The sequence below is a fragment of the Acinetobacter sp. RG5 genome, assembly GCF_031844265.1.
Taxonomy (GTDB): domain Bacteria; phylum Pseudomonadota; class Gammaproteobacteria; order Pseudomonadales; family Moraxellaceae; genus Acinetobacter.
The window spans coordinates 99,973-117,646 of sequence record NZ_JAUZUV010000005.1 but is presented as its reverse complement, the minus strand read 5'-3'; the positions used below and the strand labels follow the sequence as shown (position 1 = coordinate 117,646).

Annotated in this window: 13 protein-coding genes; 7 read left to right on the top strand and 6 right to left on the bottom strand. The window is 47.5% G+C overall.

Going from position 1 to position 17,674, the window contains the following annotated elements:
• Window positions 1-87: 87 nt before the first annotated feature.
• Together Q9R21_RS07320 and Q9R21_RS07315 are read right to left on the bottom strand one after the other, a co-directional pair.
• Window positions 88-1,794 carry a cation acetate symporter gene (locus Q9R21_RS07320; RefSeq protein WP_004647269.1) on the bottom strand — a complete coding sequence of 569 codons (1,707 nt, stop codon included), beginning with the start codon at window positions 1,792-1,794 and terminating at the stop codon, window positions 88-90.
• Window position 1,795: 1 nt separating this feature from the next.
• Window positions 1,796-2,128: a DUF485 domain-containing protein gene (locus Q9R21_RS07315; RefSeq protein WP_004281374.1), complete on the bottom strand. Its 333-nt coding sequence runs from the start codon at window positions 2,126-2,128 to the stop codon at window positions 1,796-1,798.
• Between the two features lie 183 nt (window positions 2,129-2,311).
• Between Q9R21_RS07315 and Q9R21_RS07310 the strand changes: the two genes are divergently transcribed.
• Together Q9R21_RS07310 and Q9R21_RS07305 are read left to right on the top strand one after the other, a co-directional pair.
• A complete protein-coding gene (locus Q9R21_RS07310) occupies window positions 2,312-5,803 on the top strand; it encodes a PAS domain-containing hybrid sensor histidine kinase/response regulator (RefSeq protein WP_311204030.1) in 3,492 nt (1,163 codons plus the stop codon).
• Window positions 5,804-6,213: 410 nt separating this feature from the next.
• Window positions 6,214-6,975, top strand: coding sequence for a hypothetical protein (locus Q9R21_RS07305; RefSeq protein WP_311204029.1), 762 nt, complete (start codon window positions 6,214-6,216; stop codon window positions 6,973-6,975).
• A gap of 90 nt (window positions 6,976-7,065) precedes the next feature.
• On the opposite strand, the gene Q9R21_RS07300 is transcribed toward Q9R21_RS07305, so the two are convergent.
• Window positions 7,066-7,716, bottom strand: coding sequence for a response regulator transcription factor (locus tag Q9R21_RS07300; protein WP_004281370.1), 651 nt, complete (start codon window positions 7,714-7,716; stop codon window positions 7,066-7,068).
• A 377-nt stretch (window positions 7,717-8,093) separates the two neighbouring features.
• Here Q9R21_RS07300 and msuE point away from each other — a divergent pair, with 377 nt between their 5' ends.
• The 3 genes from msuE to Q9R21_RS07285 all read left to right on the top strand — a co-directional run bounded on the left by msuE (window position 8,094) and on the right by Q9R21_RS07285 (window position 11,524).
• Complete coding sequence (gene msuE / locus Q9R21_RS07295; RefSeq protein ID WP_004281368.1) at window positions 8,094-8,828, top strand: FMN reductase; 735 nt, start codon at window positions 8,094-8,096, stop codon at window positions 8,826-8,828.
• A gap of 26 nt (window positions 8,829-8,854) precedes the next feature.
• Entirely contained in the window at window positions 8,855-9,967 is a 1,113-nt protein-coding gene (gene sfnG / locus Q9R21_RS07290) for a dimethylsulfone monooxygenase SfnG (RefSeq protein WP_311204028.1), read from the top strand.
• 147 nt (window positions 9,968-10,114) lie between these two features.
• Window positions 10,115-11,524 carry a deoxyribodipyrimidine photo-lyase gene (locus Q9R21_RS07285; protein ID WP_311204027.1) on the top strand — a complete coding sequence of 470 codons (1,410 nt, stop codon included), beginning with the start codon at window positions 10,115-10,117 and terminating at the stop codon, window positions 11,522-11,524.
• Between the two features lie 61 nt (window positions 11,525-11,585).
• Here the strand turns inward: Q9R21_RS07285 and Q9R21_RS07280 are convergent, their stop codons facing one another.
• Together Q9R21_RS07280 and acs are read right to left on the bottom strand one after the other, a co-directional pair.
• A complete protein-coding gene (locus tag Q9R21_RS07280; RefSeq protein ID WP_311204026.1) occupies window positions 11,586-12,767 on the bottom strand; it encodes an acyl-CoA dehydrogenase family protein in 1,182 nt (393 codons plus the stop codon).
• Between the two features lie 132 nt (window positions 12,768-12,899).
• A complete protein-coding gene (acs, locus tag Q9R21_RS07275; RefSeq protein WP_311204025.1) occupies window positions 12,900-14,846 on the bottom strand; it encodes an acetate--CoA ligase in 1,947 nt (648 codons plus the stop codon).
• A 269-nt stretch (window positions 14,847-15,115) separates the two neighbouring features.
• Between acs and Q9R21_RS07270 the strand changes: the two genes are divergently transcribed.
• Window positions 15,116-15,694, top strand: coding sequence for a DUF805 domain-containing protein (locus Q9R21_RS07270; RefSeq protein ID WP_005108134.1), 579 nt, complete (start codon window positions 15,116-15,118; stop codon window positions 15,692-15,694).
• Between the two features lie 106 nt (window positions 15,695-15,800).
• Window positions 15,801-16,781 carry a mechanosensitive ion channel family protein gene (locus Q9R21_RS07265; RefSeq protein WP_114540950.1) on the top strand — a complete coding sequence of 327 codons (981 nt, stop codon included), beginning with the start codon at window positions 15,801-15,803 and terminating at the stop codon, window positions 16,779-16,781.
• On the opposite strand, the gene Q9R21_RS07260 is transcribed toward Q9R21_RS07265, so the two are convergent.
• Complete coding sequence (locus Q9R21_RS07260) at window positions 16,755-17,468, bottom strand: 16S rRNA (uracil(1498)-N(3))-methyltransferase (RefSeq protein ID WP_311204024.1); 714 nt, start codon at window positions 17,466-17,468, stop codon at window positions 16,755-16,757. The genes Q9R21_RS07265 and Q9R21_RS07260 overlap by 27 nt on opposite strands.
• Between the last annotated feature and the right edge of the window lie 206 nt (window positions 17,469-17,674).

Genomic DNA, 17,674 nt, shown 5'->3' with positions numbered 1-17,674 from the left:
CAATACGGCATTTATCCTAAAGAAAAAACTTGATGATATCTCCATAAAAAAAGCCCCTGACGGGGCTTTTTTAGCGTAGCGCAGATCTTAGTGATCCGATGCGCCTGAGATACCAATACCGGTTTGTGAACGTACAAACTGGGCATCAAAGGCTTTGCGTTCTGCCTGAGCCTGTGCCGAATTATCCGTCACAGAGAACAACCAGCAGCACAAGAATGACAATGGCATCGCGAAGATTGCAGGACCATTGAACGGGTTCACTGGCGTATCAGAAATACCCAAAGTATCGACCCATACTGCTTTAGACAGCACAATCAAGGTTACTGCGGTTACCAGACCTGCAACACCACCAATCACTGCACCACGTGTCGTCAAGCCTTTCCAGAACATAGACAATACCAGTACCGGGAAGTTGGCACATGCCGCAACAGAGAATGCCAGACCGACCATGAAGGCTACGTTTTGTTTCTCGAACAGAATCCCGAGAATCATCGCGAAGATCGCAAGACCTAAAGTCGCAATTTTAGACATACGTAGTTCAGATTCAGGCGTGGTTTGGCCTTTCTTCAACACGTTGGCATACAAGTCATGCGAAATTGCTGAAGCACCTGACAGGGTCAAACCAGCAACGACCGCAAGAATCGTGGCAAATGCAACTGCAGAAATGAAGCCCATGAACAGGTCGCCGCCCACTGCATCAGACAGGTGCACCGCCGCCATGTTATTACCACCCACCAGCTCCAGCTTGCCAGTCACAGCCATTTTCGCAACATCAAGGAATTGCGGGTTGTTCGATACATATAGAATCGCACCAAAACCAATGATGAAGGTTAATAGGTAGAAATAACCAATAAAACCTGTAGCAACTACGACTGATTTACGCGCTTCTTTGGCATCTTTTACCGTGAAGAAACGCATTAGGATATGTGGCAGACCTGCGGTACCAAACATCAATGCCAGACCTAAAGAAATCGCATCAATCGGATTAGATGCCAGACTACCCGGACCCATGATTTTGGTCGCATCTGTCAGGCTCAAGTCATGTACTTTTGAGTAGACACCAATCGCCTGTTCAAACATGTTGGTAAAGCTGAAGCCCACACCTTTCATAACCATGAATGCCATAAAGGTTGCACCAGACAGCAACATCACCGCCTTGATGATCTGTACCCAAGTGGTTGCCAACATACCGCCGAACATCACGTAGGCCATCATCAACAAGCCAACGATCACGACTGCAATGTTATAGTTCAGACCGAATAGAAGTTTGATCAGCTGACCTGCACCCACCATCTGTGCAATCAGATAGAACGCGACCACAACCAGTGAACTTAAAGCAGCCAAGGTACGTACCGGTTTTTCCTGTAGACGGAAAGACACTACGTCTGACAGGTTGTATTTACCCAAGTTACGCAGACGTTCTGCCACCAGGAACAATACGATCGGCCAACCGACCATAAAGCCCAGTGAATACAGCAAGCCATCAAAGCCTGACAGGAACACCATCGCGGAAATACCCAGGAATGATGCTGCTGACATATAGTCACCGGCAATCGCCAGGCCATTCTGGAAACCAGAAATACCGCCACCGGCCGTATAGAAATCTGTGGTGCTGGTGGTTTGTTTCGCTGCCCATTTGGTAATGAACAGTGTTGCACCGACGAAAATCACAAACATGATAATCGCGTGCCAGTTGGTCGCCTGCTGTTCTGCTGCACCCAGATCAGGACCAGCGAAAGCCATACCTGAGGCCATTGCAGTTGCAGCAAGAGCAATAAGAGAATTCCATTTCATCTTAGTGGTGTCCTTTTTCATGAGCAATCGCTTCGACTTCACGGATTGCTTCTTCAGTCAATTGATCAAGTTTGTTATTGGCAATGTAGGAATACACACCACACAAGATAAACGACAGGACAATGATACCCAGACCGAGTGGAATACCCCACGTAGTCACACCACCTGAAATTGAAGACAATAGAAATTCTTTGTTGTAACCAACCAGCAACATGAAACCCACATAGACAAATAGCATAATGCCGGTCAACGTCCAGCTGAGCATACTTTTCTTGCGGACCATTTCCTTGAATTTTGGATTTTGTAGAATACGATCTACTTGTACCTCATCCATAATTACTACTCCTGTAGCCCAACCTTGGGCTGCCTATTTTTTAATTCGAATTATCACTGTTGCAAGTTAACAATAATCGTAGGTGCTTGTAATTTAGACTTTGGTCGTTAAAAAATGATCAATTTAAACTGTAGCGTTCACGATGCGTTATCATAGCGGCATGCTCAGTACACATCAGGCTATATGAACAGTTGGCTCATCATAGGGGTACTCGCCCTCTATATCGCATTACTCTTTATCTGCGCTTTCTACGGGGAAAAACATGCCAGCCGGCTGAGTACCCGTGGGCGTATGCTATTGTTTAGTTTAACTTTAGGAGTGTACTGCTCCTCCTGGACCTTTTACGGCGCCACGGGTGCTGCGGTACGTGAAGGGATTATTTTCCTGCCGATCTATCTGGGTCCGCTACTCTTTGTTGCTGTCGGCTATGACATCTGGCGCCGTCTGGGACGGGTGAGACAGCATCATGCCATTTCTTCGATCGCTGACTTTGTCGCAGCACGCTATGGTAAAAGTGGTCCCCTCGCCTCGCTGGTAACCATTCTGGCGGTGGTAGCGATTGTGCCTTATCTGGCCTTGCAGTTACGTGCGATTGCCTTAAGTGCCGCCGTCATCCTGGAACCTTCCGCAGGTGTAACCGGCACGACCAATGGCGTGCTGTTTCTGACTGGGGTTCTGGCGATACTGGCGATGATGTTTGGTACCCGGCAGATTGCCAATACTGAACAGCATGGCGGGTTGATGCTGGCCGTGGCATTTGAGTCTTTTGTTAAACTTTTTGCCCTGTTGGCAGTTGCCTGTTTCTTTATGTTTGAAGCACCAGAAAATCTGGCACAGATCAGTAGCGATATCAGTACCACTTTTCATGATGTGCAACTGTTTGGCGTACCACAAAGTTTCTGGATTCAGACCTTGCTGGCGGCACTGGCCATTATCTGCCTGCCGCGCCAGTTCCATGTAGCGGTGGTTGAGCTGCGCGATGAAAAACATATCCGCGGTGCGCGGCGCTGGTTTGCGGTCTATTTGATTCTGACTACCCTGGCGATTATTCCCATTGCCAGCTGGGCGCTACATGCTGCACCACAATACCTGGCCATTCCGGATGTGGCGGTACTCTCTTTGCCACTCAGCTATAATCAGGACTGGCTCACTTTATTAGCCTTCTTGGGTGGTTTCTCTGCCTCTACCGGGATGCTGCTGGTGTCTTCCGTGGCACTGTCAATCATGCTCAGTAATGACCTGATCATGCCGGCGTTGTGGCGCTTAAAGCTGATTTCCCGGCATGACAAACGCTTGCCGCTGGTACTGAAATTTACCCGCAGGGTCTGTATTCTGGGCGTGATGTTGATGGGCTTCCTGTTCTTCAACTTCTTTAATGATATTGACCAGCTCTCGGTTTTTGGTCTGCTGGCATTTAGTGCGGTGGCACAATTCGCCCCTGCCCTGATCGGTGGCCTGTACTGGCGTGGCGGTAGTAAACAGGGTGTCTATGCCGGACTGTTGACCGGTTTTGCCTTGTGGGCTTATACCCTGCTGTTTCCGACCATTTTGCGCAGCCTGCCCGAAGCCTATAGCAGCTTTAGCCAAAGCTTGCTGAATCAAGGTCCTTTTGGCTGGAACTGGTTAAGACCGGAAGCCCTGATTGGTTTTGAGTCTTTTGATCCGCTGACGCATGGAGTAGTCTGGGCACTGGGCTTAAATACCCTGCTGTATATCTGGATTTCCCGTATTTTCCGTCCGAGTATTGCCGAACAGATTCAGGCCGAAAGTTTCTTCTATTATGAAACCAAGCCACTACCCTCGCAGAGTCCTTCTACCGAGGTCAGCTATTCGCATCAGGATGTCGCCCGTTTAAAAGTCGGTGACCTGATTACCCTGGCCAAACGCATTACCGGTGAAGGGCCCACTACCCGCGCTTTTCAGCAGTTCTGCACCCAAAACAGTGTTGAACTGAATGAAAACAGCAGTGCCAATGGCATGTGGTGGCGTTTCACTGAGCAATATCTGGCGGGGACTATCGGGGCAGCCTCGGCACGTACCCTGTTGACCACAGCTATGGTTAATAATGGTTTGGCATTGGGTCAGGTCGCCAATATTCTCGATCAGGCCTCGCAATGGCAACGCTTTAATCAGAACCTGATCATGACCATGATTGATCACATGACCCAAGGGGTCAGCGTAGTCGATGAAAACATGTGTCTGGTCGCATGGAACAATCAGTATCTGAAACTGTTCGATTATCCGACCGATATTGTCTATGTCGGTTGTCCAATCGCAGACCTGATCCGTTATAACGCTGAACGTGGTGAATGTGGCCCGGGCTCGGTTGAAGAACATGTACGGAAACGGATTCACTGGATGCAGGTCGGCAGTGCCCATGAATTTGAACGGATTCGTAAAGATGGCCGCGTCATTCAGATGCGCGGCAATCCGATCGAAGGCGGCGGGTTCGTTACCACTTTCGCCGATATTACTGCCTTCCGTGAAAATGAAGCCGTGCTTGAAGCCCGCGTTCAGGACCGTACCCAGCAGCTGGCCCATGCATTGTCCGAGCAGCAACTGGCGCGTGAACAGGCCGATAAGGCCAATATGTCAAAAAGCCGCTTCATTGCAGCCGCCAGTCATGACCTGTTGCAGCCAATGCATGCCGCGCGCCTGTTCAGTACCGCACTCGAACAAAGCGTGCAGAATGATGAAGACCGCAAGACCTTACAACAACTGGATCGTGCTTTGCATGGTGCAGAAAGCATGTTGTCTGCCCTGCTGGATATTGCCCGACTGGAAGGCGGCACCATTCAGCCGAAACGTCAGGCTTATCCGCTGCATGACCTGCTCAGCGATCTGGAACTCCAGTTCAAATCCATCGCTGCACAGCGTGGTATCAAGTTCAGTGTGCATGATGCACAGTTCTGGATTGATACCGATCCACAATGGATTCGCCGCATTATCCAGAACTTTGTCAGCAATGCGTTGCGTTATACTGCCAGAGGTAAAGTGGTGGTCGGTGTATTACGTTCGAGCAGCAGACCGAATCATATCCGTATTGGCGTCTGGGATACTGGCCCGGGCATTGCCGAAGAACAGCGCATCAAACTGTTTCAGGAATTTGAACGTTGCGGCCACACCTCGCCTTGGGGTGAACAGGGTCTGGGCCTAGGTTTGGCGATCGTACAACGCATGACCAGCATGCTGGACTATCCGGTACATGTGTCTTCTGCGCTGGGTAAAGGTTCCTGCTTTATGATTGAAGTGCCTGTGATCGAAGCACCAAAAGTTGTCGCAGCACCGGTTCAGGCCGTACCTTTAAAGAGCAAGGCCTTTAAGATTCTGTGTCTGGATAATGATGAAACCATTCTGGAAGGCATGTCGACCTTATTGACCAAATGGGGCTATCAGGTGTTTAAAGCCACTGAACCTGAACAAGCAGCCATGCTGATTCAGCAGGAAAATATTCAGGTCTGGCTGGTGGATCAACATCTGAATCAGGACAAGATCGGTCTGGATTTCATTCTGGAACATCGTTCGAAGGATATTCCGGTCGCGTTGATTACCGCCGATTCCGATCCGGAATTGCCGCAACGTCTAAAAGAGCTAAACATTGTTCTGCTGAAAAAACCGCTGAAACCGGCCTCATTACGTTCATGGTTATCTGGACTGAAAATTTCCGACTCCTAAGTAGATAACGATCTGATCAATGCCCATTTCACACCCTGAAATGGGCATTTTTTATACTCAACTGCCACATAAACTTACCTAGCTTGCATAAAATTTATTCTAATGTGCTAAAAGCAGCAAATATGCCGAAAATACAGCTGAATAAATTGACCAAAATGCTCATTTTTTAATTCACTATGGCAAAAACTGACGAATGTATTAATGTACATGTGTACACTTAGTTACAATTAATTATCTTATTGTTTTTAATAAAAATTAAAGAGTAATTTTCCACTACTATAACTTTAGTCGTATTTTTATCCCTTGTACTTGGCTCTAAAAATAGAGGAATAAGAAACGATCAGTTTCCATCTCATGTAGCCTTAATTTTTTTGGTCGCTGATCTATTTCTGCATATCGGAGTTCTTCACATGAACATAGATCAAAACCAAGGCCTGAATCAGACCCAGCAGTTTCACCGTCAATATGGCGCCAACGCCTTATTGCCAAGCATTGACTGGGCACAGATCTTTAAATACAGCAAGCTGAATGATGCCCAGTATCAGGCACTGGAAACGCTGTATCAGAGTGCAGTCCCCCTGGCACTGCAAGTCTTTGATGAATTACATTTTGATGTCTTCGAACCTTATGCCTACAAGCCGCAAGGTCTGGGCCTCTTTGAAAAGATTGCTGAACAGGAAGACAAGCTGATTCAGTCTTTAGAAGCTGAAACAGAGGATCTTCCGGCAAAAACCCGTCATCAGATCTGGAGCATGTTGCTGCGTGGTGGCGCAGTACTGGTCTTTAAGGCCTGGCTGGGTAAGGTCAAAAATGAAGAAGATTGCCTGGACACCAGCCAGTTCGATGAGCTGTCTGATCTGTTATTTATCAAAACCTGCCCACATGAGCTGGCGCAGCGTTTACATGTCGACCCGAATACGCGCGACGAACATGTCTTCCTGATGTATGACAATGAAGTTTATCTGGATCGTTTTAACAGTCTGGAAACTGCAGCGCTGTTTGTCGATCTCGGTGTTTATGATGCGACTTTCCTGAGTCTGCGTGATGATCACGTGGCGGAATATCTGAAATCGAAAGGTTATGTCACTGAAGAGCAGATTGATGAATTGCAATGTGCCTTAAATCCTTTGTTTTGTGATGATTTCACCCGCAAACAGGATTATATCGCCTAGCTGACTCAGGCCTTTGCACTACAATTTTGCAGATTTCGCCCATAAAAAAAGACCTCCAAGGAGGTCTTTTTCAATTCGGCTATGCAGAACTTACATTTTGCGGTCTTCAATATTCAGTGCATTAATGGCCAATACCGCTTGCGTCCGGTTTTGTACGCCAAGCTTACGGAAGATTGCAGTCACATGTGCTTTAATCGTCGCTTCTGACACATCCAGCTCATAAGCGATCTGCTTGTTTAATAAACCTTCAGCCACCATCATCAATACCCGGAACTGTTGCGGCGTCAAAGACTGGATCCGTTCTGCCAAAGCCGTTTCATCGGCAGCACGCGGATCAAAATTCATATTGGCTGGCAGATTTGGCGGTAACCAGATTTCACCTTCTAGCACTTCACGAATCGCTTCACCGATATGGCTTGGGTGAGCAGATTTAGGAATATAGCCCATCGCACCATGCGCGATCGCACGCTGGATGATGCTGACTTCTTCATGTGCAGACACAACAATAATCGGTAAAGACGGATACTGTGCGCGGACATGCACCAGGGCAGAAAAGCCGGAAGCGCCCGGCAGGTTTAAATCCAGCAGCACAAGATCAGGCTCAGGGCCATTTTCTAGACGTTCATAAAATTCATTGACTGCCGCAGTTTCATGAATCTGGGCTTGTGGCAGGCTATAACGTACAGCTTGAATCAAAGCATGACGAAATAGTGGATGATCATCAACGATTAAAATATTCATAGGCAACGTGAGAGAGATCTTGGCACGGTAGTCCCTATTCTAACCACACAACCCGGTTAAGGATATGCAAGACACTACAATTTTTAAAATAATATGCAGTTTTTCTTCAAAATTGCCCATTTTTGCACTATTGCAATAATTGTTTAATTCTCATCACTTTTTTATATATCACTTATTCCTCACTGAAAAAGCTTATCTTTGTTCAATATAAATATAAATATCATTCACTTACCCACAAAACCTTCCTTAAAAATCAGGCCTTTGTCGTATATCGCAAAATCAGATAACTTTTCAGCTTTTCGTTATTTTACAGCCCTTCGCTGAATCGGGATTAATAGGGTCATTCCGAGATTATCCCTATTTTTCAGGTTCTAAATATGTCTAATTTTAATGCGCAAAAACCCTTAAATATTGTTGCCGTATCTGGCGGTTTAAATCATCCCTCAAAAACCGAAGCCTTGGTTCAGGCCATTCTGGATGAGCTGGGTGAAGCGACACCGATCAATGTGCATTTCATTAAATTTAGCGAAATTGGTTCGCTCTTGGGCGGTGCAATTTACCGCAATCAGTTGCCACAACGCGTTCAGGATGACCTGGCAGCAGTAGAAGCCGCAGATGCGCTGATTGTGGGCACTCCTGTGTACCGCGCTTCATTTACCGGCCTGTTCAAGCATTTCTTTGACTTTGTCGAGCAAACGGCGCTGGTCGATGTTCCGGTATTACTGGCGGCCTCTGGTGGCAGTGACCGTCATGCGCTGGTGCTTGAACATCAACTGCGTCCCTTATTCAGCTTCTTTCAGGCACAGACTTTACCGATTGGGGTCTATGCCACCGACCGCGATTTCACCCCTGAATATACTATTCACAGTGAATTGCTCCGCGACCGGATTACCCTGGCTGTGGCGCGTGCATTGCCGATTCTTGAATGGGCACCAGCCAAGGGACAACGTGCTGAAGTCATCAAAGAAAAAACCATTCAAGCGAGTCAAAATCTGGGCATTAACAAGCAGATCGAACAGGAAGAAGTGCTGCCTTCAGCAGCCGTGCCGAGCCTGGATGCCGCAGAATCGCGCTTGCACAGCAAGAAAGCACCAAAGACTCAAGTGGCTTGAACACAGCATTGCAGAGGGTGATGAATATGTCGAATGATAAAAATATCGTATTTGCCTATTGGGTGCCGAATGTCAGTGGTGGCCTGGTGGTTAGTAATATCGAGCAGCGCACCGACTGGAGCTATGACTATAACGTGCGTCTGACACAAACCGCTGAACAGGCAGGCTTTGATTATGCTCTGACCGAGATCCGTTTTACTGCCGGCTATAACGCAGAAAACCAGCATGAATCGGTCAGCTTCAGTCATGGCATTCTGGCCAAAACTGAACGCCTGAAAGTCATTGCCGCGATTCTGCCGGGTCCATGGAAGCCGGCACTGGCTGCAAAACAACTGGCGACGATTGACCATCTGAGCAATGGCCGGATCGCGATCAATGTGGTCAGTGGCTGGTTCCGCGGTGAGTTTGATGCCATTGGTGAAGAATGGCCGGAACATGACGAGCGTTATGCCCGTTCGGAAGAGTTTATCCGTAGCCTAAAAGGAGTCTGGAGCCAGAATAACTTTAATTTTGAAGGTAAATATTATCAATTCAAAGACTATACCCTGAGTCCAAAACCGCTACAAAAACCGCATATTGAAATCTTTCAGGGCGGCAGTTCCCGGGCAGCACGTGATATGGCTTCTCGCGTATCTGACTGGTACTTCACCAATGGCAATACCCCGGAAGAGCTGAAAAAACAGATCGATGATATTCGTGAAAAAGCCAAGGCAAATCATCACTCGGTGAAAATTGGTGTAAATGCCTTTGTGATTGCACGCGATAGCGAAGAAGAAGCCCAGGCCGTCTTGCAGGAAATTATCAGCAAGGCCAATGTGCAGGCGGTAAAATCTTTTGGTGAGGCCACCCGTGAAGCCGGCGCAGCAAGTCAGGAAGGTGAAGGCAACTGGGCCAAATCCACCTTTAAAGATCTGGTGCAATACAATGACGGGTTCCGCACCAATCTGATCGGGACACCGCAGCAGATTGCTGAACGGATTATCGAACTGAAAAAAGTTGGCGTTGATTTGATTCTCTCAGGCTTCCTGCATTTTATTGAAGAAGTCGAATATTTTGGCCAGAAGGTGCTGCCTTTGGTCCGTGAGCTTGAAGCACAACAGGCAACGCCTGTGCAGCAAGAAGAAGCTGAGCCCGTATAATCATTCCAATAAATCTCAGCAGACTCACTCCCTCCCTCAAGGCTCGGCTTGGGGGATTTTTTTATGTGATAAAATTGTTGTCTGGCTAGGTTTGAGACCAGCAATTCCTTAAAATTCTGCACTAACGACTTTCCAAGAATTTTAACAATGCAACTGATCTGGTTTCGTCAAGACCTCCGCATTCATGATCATGCCGCGCTCTGGCATGCCACCCAGCAAGGCAGCTGTATAGCACTGGTGGTGCTCTCTCCTGAACAATGGAAGCTGCATCAGGATGCCCGGATTAAAATCGATTTTTATCTGCGCCGCCTCGACGTCTTAAAGCAGCAGTTAGCGCAGCTGAATATTCCATTAATCATTTTAAATGTTCCCTTATGGCAAGACCTGTCTGCCGAAATGCTAAGTCTGTGCCAAAAACTGCAGATTGATACGCTACATGCCAATATTGAAGTGGGCGTGCATGAACTGCAACGTGATGCACAGGTACAGCAGATGCTGGAACAGCAGCAGATCCGGGTCGAGCTGTATCATGATCGCAGCCTGTTTCCACTGACCAGTATCCGCAATCAGTCCAATCAGCCCTATCAGATCTATAGCGCATTCAAGAAAAAGTGCTATGAACGACTGATTCAGAATATACCGGGCTGCTATCCTGCCATTCAGCTTCAAGATCCGCTTGAATTACCCGCTCAGTTGACCAGTTTTGATCTGGTAAAATTTGCGGCTGATTATTCTGTCGATCATACTGCCCAGCTCTGGCCTGTGGAAGATCAAGCTGCCTTTGAGCTGCTCGATGATTTTATCGAGGATAAAATGGCTCATTATAAAACCGAGCGAGATCTACCTGCAGTCGATGGTACCAGCCGCCTGTCACCGTATCTGAATATTGGTATTCTCTCGATCCGTCAATGTATGCAGACCCTGTTTAAGGATGGATATTTCCAGATTGATGATATCGGTCAGCAGACCTGGCTGGATGAACTGCTGTGGCGCGAGTTTTATCTGCATACCCTGTTTGATTTTCCCCGTGTATCCAGGCATCAGCCTTTTAAGGAAAATACCGATAATATCCAGTGGCGCAATGCACCTGAAGATCTGGCTGCCTGGCAACAAGGACAAACCGGGATTCCGATTGTCGATGCCGGCATGCGGCAAATGCGAGCCACTGGCTGGATGCATAACAGGGTGCGCATGATTACTGCGATGTTCCTGTGTAAAAACCTGCTGATAGACTGGCGTCTGGGAGAAAGCTGGTTCATGCAGCATCTGATTGACGGTGATCTGGCGGCGAACAATGGCGGCTGGCAATGGTGTGCCTCGACCGGTATGGATGCCGTACCTTATTTCCGGATTTTTAACCCGGTCAGCCAGTCACAGAAGTTTGATCCAAATGGGGATTACATCCGTCAATGGGTGCCGGAACTGGCGCATCTGGATGCTAAATCTATTCATGAACCCTATGCCAAAAATCCGGATCTTGAACTGGATTATCCAAAACCGATCGTGGATTTAAAAGTCTCTCGTGTAAGAGCGATTGAAGCTTTCAAGCAAATTTAAAACCAAACTTTTTCATCCAGAATAAAACAGCCTCTGATAAAGAGGCTGTTTTATTTTCAGATCAGGAATAAAAGCTTGGATCAGGCACTTTTCCAGTCAGCACCCATTCCCCCACTTCCTGATACTTATAATCGATCGGATCATGCAAGGTCTGGGTGCGGACATTGCGCCAGAAGCGGTCCAGATTGAGCTTGGCCGTGGTGGCCCGCGCACCCATCACCTGGAAAATATTCTGGGTAATATAGAGAGAGGTATTGGTTGCGGCAATTTTAGCTGTGGCAATGGCAACCGAGACTTCACCGCGCTGTTCGGCACTTAAATCATTCCCAAGCTCCCAGGCTGCCTGTAAACCCTGAACTGCTTTATCTGCGAGTAAGCGTACACCTTCTAGCTGTACATAGAACTCGGCAAAATGCTTCTGGGTAAAAGGATCATTCACTGCATCGTCTGCCAGTGATTTGGACCAGGCTTTTTGGGTCTGTACGCCCTGTCTGGCGATTTCAAATGCTCCTTCTGCCACGCCCAAAAACAGATGCACGAAAATCAGCTGGGCAATCAAAGGCCGTAGACTGGAATACGGCGTACTCAGTGGACCTGGATTTAACAGCAATTCATCTTCATGAATGTTGACCTGCTCAAAATGGCTGGTACCACTGTCGGTCTGGCGTTGGCCTATATTGTTCCAGTCACCCAGAAAACTCACACCCTCTCGCTGGGTCGGAATCACACCTATCAGCAATTTTCCGGCTTCGTTATAGCCCGAACACAACAACATATCTGAATCGATCGAACCCGAGCAGAAGCTTTTATCACCATGGAAAATATATTCGTTTTCTGAAACTTTTATGGCTGTGGTACGACGATCCAGTGGATTTAGAGTATTACCCCAAAACAGATTATTTTGGGCAGTCTGTTCAAACCACGCACCATATTGTTCAGGTTGAGAAAATAATTGAACGGTCGCAATCAGCAAATGGTGAAAGCCGTAGACATGGGCCAATGAACTGTCGACTTGGGCAATGGTCTGAATGGTGCTAAAAATGGTCTGCCAGTCGGCACCCTGACCACCATAGTGCTTCGGAATAGACAGGCCAAGCAAGCTACTCTGGCGAATCAGGTCACGTTCGGCTTTGGGATTCCCCCCCTGTTTATCCCGTTCTGCTGCAGTCTGGGCGAAAGTTTCAGCCAGTTGCCGGGCAATCTCTAAGGGCAACTGATCGAGATATGATTGTCGTATATTCATTGTTTTTGGACCTATATTCAGCATGGCTTGAGCTTAGCAGATTGCAGCCTGTCACTATATCCGAAAGCATGCAGAGCTTATTCCTGATATAAAAATACCGGCTGTGTACAGCCGGTATTTTTATTCTAGTGATTAAGCAGTATTGCGCTGTACTTCGGCAATCAGATGATCCACCACTTGCGGTTCAGCCAAGGTCGAGGTATCGCCCAGGCTGTCCAGTTCATTGGCGGCAATCTTTCTCAGGATCCGACGCATAATTTTCCCGGAACGGGTTTTTGGCAAAGCCGGTGCCCAGTGCAGCGCATCCGGGGTCGCTACCGGACCAAGAAGCTTGCGCACCCAGCTGACCAGTTCGGCACGTAATTGATCTGAACTGGCCACATCAGCCTGCAAGGTCACAAAAGCACAAATTCCCTGGCCTTTAATGTCATGCGGCATCCCGACTACAGCGGCCTCAGCCACGGATTCATGCGCCACCAATGCACTTTCAATTTCTGCTGTACCTAAGCGGTGTCCGGATACATTCAGGACATCATCGACACGGCCGGTAATCCAGTAGTAACCGTCTTTATCACGACGCGCGCCATCTCCGGTAAAATAGGTTCCCGGATAGGTCGAGAAATAGGCTTCGATAAAACGCTCCGGGTCTCCCCAAATGGTACGCATCTGACCCGGCCAAGAATCCTTAATCACCAGATTGCCCTCAGCTTCACCCTCTAGTTCCTTGCCGTCAGCATCCACAATCGCAGGTTGTACGCCGAAGAAAGGCCGTGTCGCAGAACCGGGTTTCAAATCTGTCGCACCCGGCAATGGTGTAATCATGAAACCACCCGTTTCGGTCTGCCACCAGGTATCAATCACTGGACAGCGACTTTCACCAACCACGGTGTAATACCAGTTCCAGGCTTCTGGATTAATCGGCTCACCGACCGAACCCAGAATTCTTAGACTACTGCGGTCACTTTCCCGTACAAAGGCATCGCCCTCACGCATCATGGCGCGGATCGCCGTCGGTGCTGTGTAGAGAATGGTGACGTTATGCTTATCGACAATATGTCCGGTACGCGCCCAGCTTGGATATTGCGGTACACCTTCAAACATCACAGTGGTGGTCCCATTCGAAAGTGGCCCATACAGCACATAGGAATGTCCAGTGATCCAGCCGACATCTGCGGTACACCAGAACACATCATCCTGCTTGATATCAAACGCTTCACGGAAGGTGCAGTTGACATAAGTCAGATAACCGCCAGTGGTATGCATCACGCCCTTGGGCTTGCCGGTGGAACCTGAGGTATACAGGATAAACAGCGGATCTTCGGCATTCATCGGTTCCGGTGGGCAGATGTCATTCACTGACATAATTTCCGTGTGATACCACAGATCACGCCCTTCCTGCATTTCAATCGGGTTACCGGTGCGGTGTACCACCATTACATTTTGAATCGAGTCTGTACCTGCCAGTTTTAGTGCCTCATCGACATTGGCTTTCAGCGGAATGGCCTTACCGCCGCGCATGCCGGAATCGGCTGTAATCACCATTTTCGCCTGACAGTCTTCAATCCGGCTAGCCAGAGAATCTGGCGAGAAACCACCAAATACCACGCAATGTACCGCCCCGATCCGTGCACAGGCCAGCATGGCAATCGCGGCTTCAGAGACCATCGGCATATACAGCATGACCCGGTCGCCTTTCTGGATGCCATTTTTCTTCAACACATTGGCAAAACGGCAGGTTTCATCATGCAGTTCGGCAAAGGAAATAATCTTGTGCCGCGAAGGATGATCCCCTTCCCAGATGATGGCCGGTTTATAAGGATGTTCTTTCAGGTGCCGATCCAGACAATTGGCACTGACATTGAGCTGACCATCGGCAAACCATTCGATTTTAAAATCGTCTTTGTTAAAGCTGGTATTTTTGACTTGGGTGAAGGGCTTGATCCAGTCCAGACGTTGCGCCTGTTCTGCCCAAAATTTATCTGGCTGTTCTATAGAATATTGATAACGTTCAAAGTACTGGTCTTCGAGCGTACGTGCTGTTTTTTTAAATTCTTCGGGTACTGGATAGATCTCTTGCATAGGTCACTTCCTTGATTTTGTTCTATCTCATCACGAGAGGTTAATGCTGCGTTGTTGATTGTTTTTTATGCATAATGGCAGTATGGCCTGCTTATTTCAAATCCGGCAATCATGCTTTCGTCGTAGATTATTTATACAAATTCAATCAAAATAAACCACAACTTACAGTACAGAATCTTCTGCGCAAATGTGTATGATCTGTAGCACAGCCCTTAAAAATAAAATTGACCGCTTGTGGTTATTTCATCTGATTTAGCAGGATACGCTTTATGAAATCGCCTGAATCTCCCTACTTTAGCCCGCCTGCGCTGCCTGCATCGGATCATCCCCTGTCGATGAAAGGCCGCTTCGGACGCTTGAGCTTTATTGCCTGGTCGGCATTTCTGTATTTCATTTTTTTATTTGGCAGTATTGCACTGGGTCTCAGTATTGATATTGTGAATATTTCTACCCATTCTCTAGATCCCAACTGGCTGATTTCACTGCAAGGCTTGGCCAGTATCGGTGTACTGGTCATGGTTCTGGCCTATGTGTATTTCGCTTTAGTGGTGACCGTTCGCCGTTTGCATGATATGAACCGCAGTGGCTGGTGGGCGCTATTATTTTTACTGCCGGTAGTAAACATTTTTGTATGGCTTTATATCGTTTTTGGTTCGGGCGATCGCGGCAGTAATCAGTATGGTCCGGCACGGATCACCTTGCTCTGGGAAAAAATTCTGGCCTGGCTGATGATTATCCTGACCCTGCTTAGCCTGTTGGGATCTATCGCTTTATTCAGTTATATGAGCGGTGAAGAACAAACACCTACCCCCACGGAAATGATGCAAAAAACCACCAAATACTTTTAACAACAGCGCCGTTATTTTTAAAATTATCCAATGGTGACTTCGAGCCCTTATTAATTTTTTGCTGAACATCAGGCAAAATAGGCAAAATTTGAATTGTGGAATTTTTGTGGCAGAGCAAAACAATACCTTAAGCCAGGTAACTGAGGGCACCACGGAGTTGTTACATCAGGCAACTGAAAAAACGACCAAGACCGTGATTGAACATACCGCCAAGTATAATGATGCCTACAGCACCATTGACAAAATCATGGAGGGCTTCTGGGAGCGTGTGCCTTATTTTTGTATCGCACTGATCGTGATTACGATTTTCTGGTTACTCTCCAAAGTCTTCAAGTTTTTCGTACGTAAAACTTTGGAAAACCGTTCTTATACCCGCCAGAATCTGGTGTTGGTACTCAACCGTGTCGGCAGTACCTTTATTATTTTCTTTGGTATTCTGATTGGACTGGTGATTGCTGTTCCTGGCTTTACCCCGGGTCAGCTGATGAGTGCCCTCGGAATTGGTTCGGTCGCGATCGGTTTTGCCTTCAAGGATATTTTCCAGAACCTGCTCTCTGGCGTGTTGATTCTGCTCAGTGAACCGTTCAAGATTGGCGATGACATTATCGTGAATGGCATGGAAGGTACGGTTGAAGATATCCAGATTCGTGCGACCTTCTTACGTTCACCAGATGGCCGTCGTATTGTCATTCCGAATGCCACGGTCTACACCAGTGCGGTCACGGTGAATACTGCCTATACCCGTCGCCGCTGCGAATTCGTGGTGGGCATCGGCTATGAAGATGACATCCAGAAAGCCAAGGACCTGATCACCGCTATTTTAGATAAAGATCCAACCATCCTGAGCCAGCCAGGCTTTAGTGTCAATGTGACGGCACTGGCTGACTTTTCTATTACCCTAAAAGCTTTCTGGTGGGTCGATACCACTGAAACTGGCACCGGAACTTCAATCAGTGCGGTGCAGGAACGGGTGATTCAGGCTTTTGCCGAGCATAATATTTCGATTCCGTATCCGGTACAGGAAGTCAAAGTCTATCGTGGTGAAGGCAATGAAGAAGCTTCAGCACGCGCTAAACAGTCGACCTAAAACATAAGGAATCACGGTTTCTGTACGGATAATACGGTTGCCCAGGCTCACAGCCTGGCAGCCGTTTTTTATGAGTAAATCAACTTCATATGGAATAAATCCACCCTCCGGACCAATAATAATCGTACAGGGATGCTCAATCGCAAATGGCATCGCTTGCTCTGCATAAGGATGTGCCACATAAGCCGGACCATCCGTACTAATCAAACCCGGCAAGATATCTTCAACAAAGGGTTTAAAGCGTTTATATAGCTCGATTTTCGGAGCAATCGTATCGCCTGCCTGTTCCAGTCCCAGCTCGATATAATGATTTAACTGCTGTAAAAATGGGGTTTGCCAATAGCTTTTATCGACGCGGTAGCTATGCAGTAAAATGATTTTTTCAACGCCCAAAGTGACACTATCCATGATCAGACGGCGCAGCACTTTCGGACGTGGCAAGGCCACAATTAAAGTCACTGGCAATTTTTCTGGAACAGCTTCTTCTTGCAGCGGTTTCAAGCGCACTGCTTTTTCAGAGATTTCGACAATTTCCGTCAGGTAACGCAGACCTTCCCGAATTCCGACTTTTAACGTATCTCCCACCTGAATCTGTAGATGTTGCTGTAAATGTTCCAGTTGCCGAGTTGAGGTAATGGACCAAAGTTCAGTTTCGGTTTGACGTGGATCAAGCAGGACGATATTCATAAGGAAGATAAAACCCAAACATTAAGATGCAAAATATTCAAATTAGGTATTATCGCCAAATTTGAAATCGTGTGTGGCGACATGGATGTCGCCAATTTCACTGTGCTGCAGGGATGCAGCATCAGTGAAATAAAGGGCTTTTGTCTTGCAGGGTATGCCCTTCATGGCCCGACAAAAGTAAGGTAATCACTTTGAAAAAGAAATAC

What these genes read in the sequence shown, in the direction of transcription:
- Q9R21_RS07280 (WP_311204026.1), bottom strand. Translation starts at nt 12,767, where the DNA reads ATGAATATACGACAATCATATCTCGATCAGTTGCCCTTAGAGATTGCC.
- Q9R21_RS07320 (WP_004647269.1), bottom strand. Translation starts at nt 1,794, where the DNA reads ATGAAATGGAATTCTCTTATTGCTCTTGCTGCAACTGCAATGGCCTCA.
- Q9R21_RS07285 (WP_311204027.1), top strand. Translation starts at nt 10,115, where the DNA reads ATGCAACTGATCTGGTTTCGTCAAGACCTCCGCATTCATGATCATGCC.
- Q9R21_RS07270 (WP_005108134.1), top strand. Translation starts at nt 15,116, where the DNA reads ATGAAATCGCCTGAATCTCCCTACTTTAGCCCGCCTGCGCTGCCTGCA.
- Q9R21_RS07260 (WP_311204024.1), bottom strand. Translation starts at nt 17,468, where the DNA reads ATGAATATCGTCCTGCTTGATCCACGTCAAACCGAAACTGAACTTTGG.
- Q9R21_RS07305 (WP_311204029.1), top strand. Translation starts at nt 6,214, where the DNA reads ATGAACATAGATCAAAACCAAGGCCTGAATCAGACCCAGCAGTTTCAC.
- msuE (WP_004281368.1), top strand. Translation starts at nt 8,094, where the DNA reads ATGTCTAATTTTAATGCGCAAAAACCCTTAAATATTGTTGCCGTATCT.
- Q9R21_RS07300 (WP_004281370.1), bottom strand. Translation starts at nt 7,716, where the DNA reads ATGAATATTTTAATCGTTGATGATCATCCACTATTTCGTCATGCTTTG.
- Q9R21_RS07315 (WP_004281374.1), bottom strand. Translation starts at nt 2,128, where the DNA reads ATGGATGAGGTACAAGTAGATCGTATTCTACAAAATCCAAAATTCAAG.
- Q9R21_RS07310 (WP_311204030.1), top strand. Translation starts at nt 2,312, where the DNA reads ATGAACAGTTGGCTCATCATAGGGGTACTCGCCCTCTATATCGCATTA.
- acs (WP_311204025.1), bottom strand. Translation starts at nt 14,846, where the DNA reads ATGCAAGAGATCTATCCAGTACCCGAAGAATTTAAAAAAACAGCACGT.
- sfnG (WP_311204028.1), top strand. Translation starts at nt 8,855, where the DNA reads ATGTCGAATGATAAAAATATCGTATTTGCCTATTGGGTGCCGAATGTC.